Raw genomic sequence first — 10263 nt, forward strand, 5'->3', positions numbered from 1 at the left:
GTGGTTACTGAGGCTGGGCTGCCGACGCCTCCGGCTCCCGGTGCCCCGGGTGCTCCTGTGGCCGGTCAGGGCGGTGCTGTGACGCCTCCTGCTCCGGGTGCTCCGGGTGCTCCGGTGGTCGGTGAGGCCGGCCTGACGACACCCCCGGCTCCGGGCATGCCGGGTGCGCCCATCGTCGGCGACGCCGGCGCAGCCGTGCCGGGTGGCGCGCCCGGGGCAGGTGCCCCGGTCGCCGCTGCCGCAGGTTCTGCCGGACCCGGCGTCGGCGGAGGCGCCCCGGTCGAAGCCGCGGCCGCAGTCGCGGGCCCCCCAGGTGCCGCACCCGGAGTTCCCGGTGCCCCCGTGTTCGGCGAAGCCGGTGTGGTGACTCCTCCGGCGCCGCCGGTTCCGGGTGGGGCTGCCGCGGTTCCCGCGGGTGTGGTGACGCCTCCGGCGCCGCCGGTTCCGGGTGGCGGCGTGACGGTTCCCGCCGGGGCTGCGACGCCTCCGGCGCCGCCGGTTCCGGGTGGGGCTGCCGCGGTTCCCGCGGGTGTGGTGACGCCTCCGGCGCCGCCGGTTCCCGGTGGTGGCGTGACGGTTCCCGCCGGGGCTGCGACGCCGCCGGTGCCGCCGGTTCCCGGTGGCGGTGTGACGGTTCCCGCTGGGGCTGCGACGCCGCCGGTGCCGCCAGTTCCGGGTGGTGGCGTGACGGTTCCCGCCGGGGCTGCGACGCCCCCCACCCCGGGCACACCGGGTGTGCCGGTCGCAGCCAACGTCCCCGGGAATGTGCCGGGCACACCGCCGACCCCGCCGTCCTCGGTCGGCGTCAACACCGGTGTTCCGTCCTCGCCGATCCCGGGAACCCCTGGCAATTCGATGACGGTCGCCGATCTGCTGACCCCGCCCGGGGTGCTGCGGACCGTGCAGGACAGCGCGTCGTCGGTGATCGGCCTGCTACCGCCGCCGCCGGCACCGGCACCGGGTGTGCCCGGAGCCGTCTCGGTGAGCGGTCCGGGGATCCCGGACACGGTGACCCCGTTGCTGGCGACGGGGGTGTCCAACCTGATCTCGCCCTCGCCGCTGAACCTGCCGTCCATCCCCGGCCTTCCGGTGCCGCTGCCCAACGAGATCCCGGTACCGTCCGACCTTCTCTGTGTCGGAACGGATTGGTCTGCGACGCAGGGCGATTCGGCCCGGGGTCCGGTGAACGCCGACGTGCCTCGCGCGCCGGTCACCGGAGCCACCCCGGCAGGCGACCGCCGCGACCGGTGGGACGGGCAGTAATCAAGTGCGGGGGCGGCGTGGCTGAGTCAGTCGCTCAGCCAGGCCCCTCACGCGTCCTGTCGGCCGTTCTCTGACTGCGCGCCGGCCACCAGGTCGGTGGCCACCTGGATCAGAGGCACGTTGGAATCCTGGGACAGCTTGCGCAACACCTCGAACGCCTGGACCGCGTCAACGCGGTAGCGCTCCATGATCATGCCCTTGGCCTGCCCGATCATGTCGCGGCTCGACAGCGCTCGCTGGAACTGTTCTTCGCGGCGCGCCGAGTTCCACGCCACCGACGAGTGAGCGGCGAAGATCAGGCCCATGGTTCGCGACTCGGGGGTGAACACGTCGGGCTGCTCGGAGTAGACGTTCAGCGCGCCCAGCGTCTCGCCGGCGATGAACAGCTGGAACGCCATGATGGACCGGATCGGCGTCTCGGCGAGCGCGTCGCGACGGTAGTTCGGAAACCGGGTCTCGGTCTCCAGATTCGCCACGTGGATCGTCTTCTCTTCCCATGCCGCGGTCAGGCACGGCCCCTCGCGGTAGCGCTGCTGGATCTTGTCGAGCAACACCGGCCAGTGCGACGTCGCCGCCGGCGTCTCGATGTTGCGGGCATTCCGCGTCAACGTGATGCCCGCGTGCTGCGCGCCCGGAATCTCCACCGCGGCGTTCTCGGCCAGTTCGGCGATCACCGTTTCGGCGTCGGTATCAGGTCTGTTGTGCAGCCCCTGCACGAGCTCGGCGACCCGCAGATGGGTCGCCTCCAGGTCGGGCTGATCGTTCACCGCCACCGTCCATACTTCTTGCGTCAATTTGGGTCCTCAATCTACCGCTGACCACCGTGGATCACCTGGGCATGGCGATGTCACTTCCGTGACCCCGCCTGACCGGCCGTTCAGAGGGCCCGCAGGTAGCGGTCCGCGATCAGCCGTTGCAGCACTCCGGTCACCGGCGCGCCGAGCCGGCTCCACCACGTCGCCGGCTGGGAGAAGGCGGCGACCTCGGCGACGACGTCGCCGGTGGCGGGCTCGTAGCGCACGAGAAACAATTCCTCGCCGCGCACGGCGTGGCCGGGCAGGGTGCCGTAGGCGAATCCGCGGCGGTCGGGTTCGTCGACGACGTAGACCACCCGGCACGGGGCGGGCACCGGGCCCAGGTGGCCCAGCACATCGGTGCCGACCTCGGCCGAGGTGGTCGTCGCCTCGACCCGCACCCCGGCTCCGCGGAGCATGCCGAAGCGCATGCCGTCTGCGGCTGCCTGCTCGAAACGCGCGCGGCCACGGCCGATCACCGAGGTCCTCCGCAGGAAGCGGTAGCCCGGCGGCGGCGAGCCGGCGGTCGCACCCACCTCGGCGTAGGTCAGCGGCCGGCCGCTCAGGTCGCTCAGCTTCACCCCGTCAGCTTCGCATCGCGGGCGTACCGTCGGTGCGGTGACCTCCGCGACACTCACTGTGGGCAATGATCTGACCGTGAACCGGCTCGGCTTCGGCGCGATGCGCCTGACCGGCAAGGGCGTGTGGGGACCGCCGGCCGATCGCGACGAATGTCTGCGGGTGCTGCGGCGCGCTGTGGAGCTCGGAGTGAACTTCATCGACACCGCGAACTCGTACGGGCCCTACGTCTCGGAGGAGCTGATCCGCGAGGCGCTGCACCCCTACGACGGCGTGGTGGTCGCGACCAAGGCGGGCCTGCTGCGCACCGGTCCCGACCAGTGGCCGGTGCTCGGCTACCCGGCCTACCTGCGTCAAGAGTGCGAGATGAGCCTGCGCCGCCTCGGTGTGGACACCATCGACCTGTTTCAGCTGCACCGCGTCGACGACAAGTTTCCCGCCGAAGACCAGGTCGGTGAGCTGCTCGCGCTTCAGCAGGAGGGCAAGATCCGCCACATCGGGCTGTCGGAAGTCGACGCCGACCAGCTCGAGGCCGCCCGCGCGGTCGCGCCGATCGTGTCGGTGCAGAACATGTACAACCTGACGGTGCGTTCCGCCGAGCCGGTGCTGGAGGCGTGCGAGGCACAGGGCATCGCGTTCATCCCGTGGTTCCCGCTGGCGGCGGGTCCGCTGGCCGCCGCTGACGGTCCGCTGCAGCGCATCGCCGCCGATCATGGCGCCACACCGTCGCAGCTGGCGCTCGCGTGGCTGCTCAAGCGCTCGCCGGTGATGCTGCCGATCCCCGGCACGTCGAAGGTCGCTCACCTCGAGGAGAACGTCGCCGCCGGGCAGATCGAGTTGAGCGACGCCGAATTCGACACGTTGAGCAACGCCGGGGCAACCCAGAGCTGAGTCAACCAATACGGTGAGCGGGTGAGCGCCAACGACTCCGTCGACACCCACGTAGGCGGCGGGTTCAATCCGCCGCGCCCCACCAACCGTGGCGGGCCGGACTACGGGCGGTTCATCGAGGCGGTGCGCTCCCTGCAGGACCATGCACGCGCCGCCGATGCGCCCGACGACGTCATCACCGAGGCCGCCGCGCTGATAGAGAAGGTGTCCGAACTGCTCGCGCCCTACGACGCCGACGAATGGTCGTCACCGTCCGGACGGCGGATGGACCTGCCCAACCGGGGCAACATCCTGCAGGTGCCGGTGGATCTGCACGTCACCGACGACGAGCGCATCCGCGGCACCGCCCGTTTCCGCCGTTATCACCTCGGCCGTAACGGTGCCGCGCACGGCGGGACGATCGCGCATCTGTTCGACTCCCTGCTCGGCTTCACGGCCTTCAAACTCAGCCGCAGCCGGGCCCAGCGCACGGCGTTCCTGCACGTCGACTACCGGAGGATCGTGCCGGTCGAACGGCAGCTGCAGGTCGAAGCAGGTATCGATGACATCGTCGACCGGAAGATCTTCGTGTCGGGACGTCTGCTCGACGGCGACGACGTCCTCGCCGAGGCGCACTCGTTGTTCGTCAAACTCAAGCCGGGTCAGCCGTGACCGAGGGCCGCCGCAGCGCGCTCACCCGCCGGTGGGCCCGTTGGCGCGACCGGCTGCGGGAACGGCCGGCCGCCGACCTGGCCTACCGCGTGGGGGTCGGTGTCGTGGGGACCCTGATTTTCGCGATCGGGATCGTCGCCATCCCGTATCCCGGCCCCGGCTGGGCGATCGTGTTCGTCGGGCTGGGCATCCTGGCCACGGAGTTCGACTGGGCCCGCCGGCTGCTGGCCCGGGTGCGGGAGCGCTACGACAAGGTCATGGACTGGTTCAAGCGCCAGGGGCTGTGGGTGCAGATCCTGGGGGCGGTGTTCACCGTCGCCGTCGTGGTCGGCACGCTGTGGCTGCTCGGCGCGCTCAACCTCGCCGCCCGGCTGGTCGGCCTCGAGCAGCCCTGGCTGCAAAGCCCCATTGGTATCGGGTCGTGAGGCCCGGCCCCGATAGCATGGTCGCGGTCAGAACCCGACCCGCCCCGAAACACCCCGACCGTTTGGAGAACCCGTCATGAGCGCGCCCGCCCGCCCCGCCCCAGCAGCCCCGATCCGGGTCGCTGCCGGGACGACCGCAGGGCAGGCGGTTCGCGACGCCGGGCTGCCCTCCCGCGGCGCGCCCGACGCCGTCGTCGTGGTCCGCGACGCCGACGGACGGCTGCGCGACCTCTCGTGGGTGCCCGACGCCGATGTCGAGGTGGAGCCGGTCGCGGCCGACACCGATGACGGCCGCAGCGTGATCCGTCACTCCGCCGCGCATGTGCTCGCGCAGGCGGTGCAGGGGTTGTTCCCGGACGCGAAGCTCGGTATCGGTCCGCCCATCACCGACGGCTTCTACTACGACTTCGACGTCGCCGAGCCGTTCACGCCCGAAGACCTCGAGGCACTCGAGAAGCGGATGCGCCAGATCGTCAAGGACGGCCAGCTGTTCTCCCGACGGGTGTACGCCTCCAAGGAGGAGGCCCGCGAGGAACTGGCCGGTGAGCCGTACAAGCTCGAGCTGATCGACGACAAGTCCGGTGCGGACGACCCGGAGGTCATGGAGGTCGGGGGCGACGAGCTCACCGCCTACGACAACCTCAATCCCCGTACGCGCGAACGGGAGTGGGGCGATCTGTGCCGCGGCCCGCACATTCCGACGACGCGGTACATCCCGGCGTTCAAACTGACCCGCAGCTCGGCGGCGTACTGGCGTGGCGATCAGGAGAACGCCAGCCTGCAACGCATCTACGGCACCGCCTGGGAGTCCCAGGAGGCGCTCGACCGCCACCTCGAACTGCTCGAGGAGGCCCAGCGCCGCGACCACCGCAAGCTGGGTGTCGAGCTCGACCTGTTCAGCTTCCCCGACGAAATCGGGTCCGGCCTGCCGGTGTTCCACCCCAAGGGCGGCATCGTGCGCCGCGAGCTCGAAGATTATTCGCGGCGCAAGCACATCGAGGCGGGCTACGAGTTCGTTAACACCCCGCACATCACCAAGGCGCAGCTGTTCCACACCTCCGGTCACCTCGATTGGTACGCCGACGGCATGTTCCCGCCGATGCACATCGACGCGGAGTTCAACGAGGACGGTTCGGTGCGCAAGCCCGGCCAGGACTACTACCTCAAGCCGATGAACTGCCCGATGCACTGCCTGATCTACCGGGCCCGTGGCCGCTCCTACCGCGAACTTCCGTTGCGCGCGTTCGAGTTCGGCGCGGTGTACCGCTACGAGAAGTCCGGTGTGGTGCATGGTCTGACCCGGGTGCGCGGTCTGACGATGGACGACGCCCACATCTTCTGCACCCGCGACCAGATGCGTGACGAGCTGACCTCGCTGCTGCAGTTCATCCTGGAGCTGCTGGGCGATTACGGCCTCGAGGACTTCTATCTGGAGCTGTCGACGAAGGATCCGAAGAAGTTCGTCGGCTCCGACGAGATCTGGACCGAGGCCACCAACACGCTGGCCGAGGTGGCGGCGGCGTCGGGCCTGGAGCTGGTTCCCGATCCGGGTGGCGCGGCGTTCTACGGGCCGAAGATCTCCGTCCAAGCCCGGGATGCGCTGGGCCGCAGCTGGCAGATGTCGACGATCCAGCTGGACTTCAACTTCCCGGAGCGCTTCGACCTCGAGTACACCGCCGCCGACGGCAGCCGGCAGCGGCCGGTGATGATCCACCGCGCGCTGTTCGGGTCGATCGAACGGTTCTTCGGCATTCTGACCGAGCACTACGCGGGTGCGTTCCCGGCATGGCTGGCGCCGGTTCAGGTGGTCGGCATCCCGGTCGCCGACGGTCACGTCGACTACCTGCAGGACGTGGTGGCCGCGCTGCGCACGCACGGCATCCGCGCCGAGGTGGATGCCAGCGACGACCGGATGGCGAAGAAGATCGTCAACCAGACGAACCAGAAGGTGCCGTTCATGCTGCTGGCCGGAGACCGTGACGTTGAGGCGGGAGCGGTCTCATTCCGGTTCGGAGACCGGACGCAGATCAACGGTGTTCCGCGCGACGCGGCGGTGCAGACGATCGTGGACTGGGTGCGACGGCGCGAAAACGCCGCGCCGACAGCGGATCTCGTGGCCGTTGATGCCCGAGTAGGCGAGGGGTGACGTGGAGCCCGACGACACGATCGTAGACCGTGGGGTCGGCGAGCCGGACCACCTGCAGCGGTTGTGGACGCCACACCGCATGACCTACATCGTCGATGCCGTCAAGCCCGGGTCGGCCGCGTCGTCCGAACCGTTCACCGACATCCCCAACATGTCGGACGAGGACGGTCTGGTGGTGGCGCGCGGGGAACTGGTGTACGCGGTGCTCAACCTGTATCCGTACAACCCCGGGCATCTGATGGTGGTGCCCTACCGCCGGGTGGCCGAGCTGGAGAACCTCACCGAGGCCGAGAGCGCGGAGCTGATGGCGTTCACGCAGAAAGCGATTCGGGTGATGAAGGCGGTGTCGCGGCCGCACGGTTTCAATGTCGGGCTGAACCTGGGCACCTCGGCGGGGGGCTCGCTCTCGGAGCACCTGCACATGCACGTGGTGCCCCGGTGGGGCGGTGACGCCAACTTCATCACCGTCATCGGGGACTCCAAGGTCATGCCGCAGTTGTTGCGCGACACCCGTGAGTTGCTGGCGCGTGAATGGGACAAGCAGTCGTGAGCGACTTCTACCTGATGACCCGGGCGGCGTACGCGAAGCTGTCGCGTCCCGCGGCCAAAGGCGCGCTGCGGCTGGGTCTGACGCCCGACAGTGTGACGATCCTGGGCACCGCCGGTTCGGTGCTGGGCGCGCTGACGCTGTTCCCGATGGGGCAGCTGTGGTGGGGCGCCTTCACGGTGTTCGTGTTCGTGCTCGCCGACATGCTCGACGGGGCGATGGCGCGCGAACGCGGCGGCGGCACCCGCTTCGGCGCGGTGCTCGACGCCACGTGCGACCGCATCAGCGACGGCGCGATCTTCTGCGGCCTGCTGTGGTGGGCGGCGTTCGGGCTGCACAGCACCTCGCTGGTGGTCGCGACGATGATCTGCCTGGTGTCCTCGCAGGTCATCTCCTACATCAAGGCGAGGGCCGAGGCCAGTGGCCTGTCCGGTGACGGTGGGCTGATCGAGCGGCCCGAGCGGCTGGTGATCGTCCTGGTCGGCGCGGGTCTGTCGGATCTGTGGTTCCTGCCGATGCCGTGGCTGCTGCCGGTGGCCATGTGGGTGCTCGCCGTGACCAGCGTGTTGACTGTCGGTCAGCGGCTGCACAGCGTGCGCGTGTCGACCGGTGCGATGGACCCGATCCCGCCCGCCGCGCCCGTCGAGAAGCCCGAGACCACCGAGCAATGATCCCGTTCGGCGAGCATCTCAGCGACTGGGGCTACGCGGCGGGCTGGCGCCTGGTCCGGGCGGCCCCGGAGATCGTGGCGCGCAACGCCTTTGCCGCCGGAGCCTGGTACGCCGCGCGCGACGGCGGCCCCGATCAGCTACGCCGCAACCTCGCCCGGGTGATCGGTACGACGCCGGCCGAGGTGCCCGACGACTTGATGCGCGCGTCGCTGGCCTCCTACGCCCGGTACTGGCGGGAGGCGTTCCGCTTGCCGTCGATGGATCACGACGAGTTGGGCCGCCGGCTGGACGTGATCGACATCGGCATGGCGTTCACGGCGCTGGAGAAGGGCAACGGGGCCATCCTGGCGCTGCCGCACAGCGGAAACTGGGACATGGCGGGGGTGTGGCTCGCCCAGAACTTCGGCACGTTCGCGACCGTCGCCGAGCGGCTCAAGCCCGAGTCGCTCTACAACCGGTTCCTGGCCTACCGCGAGAGTCTGGGCTTCACGGTGGTGCCGTCGTCGGGCGGTGAGCGTCCGCCGTTCGATGTGCTGTGCGATTGGCTGGGGGACAACGGCATCGTGTGCCTGATGGCGGATCGGGACCTGAGCCGCCGCGGGGTGCAGGTCGACTTCTTCGGGGAGCCGACCCGGTTGCCCGCGGGTCCGGCGAAGCTGGCCCTGGCGACCGGGGCGGCCCTGTTTCCGGCGCACTGCTGGTTCGACGGCGACGGCTGGGGGACCAAGGTGTATTCAGAGATCGACACCTCCTCGGGCGACGTCACCGCGATCACCCAGGCGCTGGCCGACCGCTTCGCCGACAACATCGCCACCTATCCCGAGGACTGGCACATGATGCAGCCGCAGTGGGTGGCCGACCTGTCCGACGAGCGGCGGGCCCGGCTCGCCGACGGGCTGGAACCCGGGGACCCCGCGCGAAGCGCAGGGGCCGACCCCGGGTCCGGGTGAGGGCCGGCTGATGCGCATCGGCATGGTCTGCCCGTACTCCTTCGACGTGCCCGGCGGGGTGCAGTCCCATGTGCTGCAGCTCGCTGAGGTGATGCACGCCCAGGGGCATGAGGTCAGCGTTCTCGCGCCGGCCTCGCCGGACGCCGAGGCGTCGCTGCCCGACTACGTGGTGTCGGGCGGGCGGGCCGTCCCGATTCCCTACAACGGGTCCGTCGCGCGCTTGCGGTTCGGTCCGGCGACGCACCGCAAGGTCAAGAAGTGGCTGCAGCAGGGCGATTTCGACGTGCTGCACCTGCACGAGCCGAACGCTCCGAGCCTGTCGATGCTGGCGTTGAACATCGCCGAGGGCCCGATCGTGGCGACCTTCCACACCTCGACCACGAAGTCGTTGACCCTGTCGGTGTTCGAGCCGATCCTGCGCCCGATGCACGAGAAGATCGTCGGTCGGATCGCGGTGTCCGACCTGGCGCGGCGCTGGCAGATGGAGGCGCTGGGAAGCGACGCCGTCGAGATCCCCAACGGCGTCGACGTCGCGTCGTTCGCCACGGCTCCGCTGCTCGACGGCTATCCGCGCCCGGGCCGGTCGATCCTGTTCCTCGGCCGGTTCGACGAGCCGCGCAAGGGCATGGCCGTGCTGATCGGTGCGCTGCCCGCGGTGGTCGAGCGGTTCGGTGACGTCGAGATCCTGGTGGTGGGGCGCGGTGACGAGGACGAGCTGCGGGAGACGGCCGGGCCGCTGGCGGGCCATCTGCGGTTCCTCGGGCAGGTCGACGACGCGCTGAAGGCGTCGGCGATGCGCAGCGCCGACGTGTACTGCGCGCCGCACACCGGCGGCGAGAGTTTCGGCATCGTCCTGGTGGAGGCGATGGCGGCGGGAACCGCGGTGGTCGCCAGCGACTTGGATGCGTTCCGCCGGGTGCTCGACGACGGGCGCGGTGGCCGGCTGGTCGCCGTCGACGATCCCGATGCGCTGGCGGCGGGGCTGATCGACATGCTGGCCGACGACGCCCGCCGGGGGCGCTACATCGAGTGCGCCACCGATCTGGTGCAGCGCTACGACTGGTCGGTGGTGGCCCGGCAGATCATGCGGGTCTACGAGACGGTCGCCGGCGCGGGCGTCAAAGTGCAGGTCGCCACGTGATCCCGTGGGTGACCGCGGTGCTGATCGCGCTGCTGGTCGCGGCGGTGCTGCTGGTCGCGCTGTGGGCGTTCCAGACCGCCAACCGGCTCGACCGGCTGCACGTGCGCTACGACCTGTCCTGGCAGGCGCTCGACGGCGCGCTGTGGACGGCCAACAACGGCCGCGACAACATCGCCGATCCGCGCACCGGTCAGGTCGATCCGTC

General features: G+C 70.2%; 11 protein-coding genes and 1 pseudogene. 10 read left to right on the forward strand and 2 right to left on the reverse strand.

Annotated elements, in window-relative coordinates; genetic code table 11:
* Positions 1 to 114 precede the first annotated feature (114 nt).
* A complete protein-coding gene (locus tag MCHUDSM44219_RS29805) occupies positions 115 to 1263 on the forward strand; it encodes a hypothetical protein (protein ID WP_131722323.1) in 1149 nt (382 codons plus the stop codon).
* Between the two features lie 47 nt (positions 1264 to 1310).
* Here the strand turns inward: MCHUDSM44219_RS29805 and MCHUDSM44219_RS17270 are convergent, their stop codons facing one another.
* Both MCHUDSM44219_RS17270 and MCHUDSM44219_RS17275 read right to left on the reverse strand, forming a co-directional pair.
* Positions 1311 to 2030 carry a GAF and ANTAR domain-containing protein gene (locus MCHUDSM44219_RS17270; RefSeq protein ID WP_082162258.1) on the reverse strand — a complete coding sequence of 240 codons (720 nt, stop codon included), beginning with the start codon at positions 2028 to 2030 and terminating at the stop codon, positions 1311 to 1313.
* 110 nt (positions 2031 to 2140) lie between these two features.
* Positions 2141 to 2638, reverse strand: a complete 498-nt coding sequence (locus MCHUDSM44219_RS17275; RefSeq protein WP_048419494.1) for a DUF1990 domain-containing protein — start codon at positions 2636 to 2638, stop codon at positions 2141 to 2143.
* A gap of 37 nt (positions 2639 to 2675) precedes the next feature.
* On the opposite strand from MCHUDSM44219_RS17275, the gene MCHUDSM44219_RS17280 reads away from it, so the two are divergent.
* From MCHUDSM44219_RS17280 to MCHUDSM44219_RS17320, 9 genes and pseudogenes are all read left to right on the forward strand, one after another.
* Positions 2676 to 3527: an aldo/keto reductase gene (locus MCHUDSM44219_RS17280; RefSeq protein WP_048419495.1), complete on the forward strand. Its 852-nt coding sequence runs from the start codon at positions 2676 to 2678 to the stop codon at positions 3525 to 3527.
* A gap of 21 nt (positions 3528 to 3548) precedes the next feature.
* Positions 3549 to 4178: a PaaI family thioesterase gene (locus MCHUDSM44219_RS17285; RefSeq protein WP_048419496.1), complete on the forward strand. Its 630-nt coding sequence runs from the start codon at positions 3549 to 3551 to the stop codon at positions 4176 to 4178.
* Positions 4175 to 4603 carry a TIGR02611 family protein gene (locus tag MCHUDSM44219_RS17290; protein WP_048419497.1) on the forward strand — a complete coding sequence of 143 codons (429 nt, stop codon included), beginning with the start codon at positions 4175 to 4177 and terminating at the stop codon, positions 4601 to 4603. Before MCHUDSM44219_RS17285 ends, MCHUDSM44219_RS17290 begins: the two co-directional genes overlap by 4 nt.
* 76 nt (positions 4604 to 4679) lie before the next feature.
* Entirely contained in the window at positions 4680 to 6749 is a 2070-nt protein-coding gene (gene thrS, locus MCHUDSM44219_RS17295) for a threonine--tRNA ligase (protein ID WP_048419498.1), read from the forward strand.
* Between the two features lies 1 nt (position 6750).
* Positions 6751 to 7299, forward strand: coding sequence for an ATP adenylyltransferase (locus tag MCHUDSM44219_RS17300; protein ID WP_048419499.1), 549 nt, complete (start codon positions 6751 to 6753; stop codon positions 7297 to 7299).
* On the forward strand, positions 7296 to 7967 hold the full coding sequence (gene pgsA / locus MCHUDSM44219_RS17305; RefSeq protein WP_048419500.1) for a phosphatidylinositol phosphate synthase: 672 nt from the start codon (positions 7296 to 7298) through the stop codon (positions 7965 to 7967). Before MCHUDSM44219_RS17300 ends, pgsA begins: the two co-directional genes overlap by 4 nt.
* A complete protein-coding gene (locus tag MCHUDSM44219_RS17310; protein WP_048419501.1) occupies positions 7964 to 8917 on the forward strand; it encodes a phosphatidylinositol mannoside acyltransferase in 954 nt (317 codons plus the stop codon). The genes pgsA and MCHUDSM44219_RS17310 overlap by 4 nt, the downstream gene beginning before the upstream one ends.
* A 10-nt stretch (positions 8918 to 8927) precedes the next feature.
* On the forward strand, positions 8928 to 10058 hold the full coding sequence (locus tag MCHUDSM44219_RS17315; protein WP_048419502.1) for a glycosyltransferase family 4 protein: 1131 nt from the start codon (positions 8928 to 8930) through the stop codon (positions 10056 to 10058).
* Positions 10055 to 10263, forward strand: a pseudogene (locus MCHUDSM44219_RS17320) (hypothetical protein); the annotation flags it as partial. The gene MCHUDSM44219_RS17315 and the pseudogene MCHUDSM44219_RS17320, both read left to right, overlap by 4 nt.

The organism is Mycolicibacterium chubuense (genome assembly GCF_001044255.1).
In the GTDB taxonomy this organism is placed as follows: domain Bacteria; phylum Actinomycetota; class Actinomycetes; order Mycobacteriales; family Mycobacteriaceae; genus Mycobacterium; species Mycobacterium chubuense.

Coding starts and splice junctions, on each gene's coding strand:
- thrS (WP_048419498.1), top strand. CDS start 4,680: ATGAGCGCGCCCGCCCGCCCCGCCCCAGCAGCCCCGATCCGGGTCGCT.
- MCHUDSM44219_RS17315 (WP_048419502.1), top strand. CDS start 8,928: ATGCGCATCGGCATGGTCTGCCCGTACTCCTTCGACGTGCCCGGCGGG.
- MCHUDSM44219_RS17310 (WP_048419501.1), top strand. CDS start 7,964: ATGATCCCGTTCGGCGAGCATCTCAGCGACTGGGGCTACGCGGCGGGC.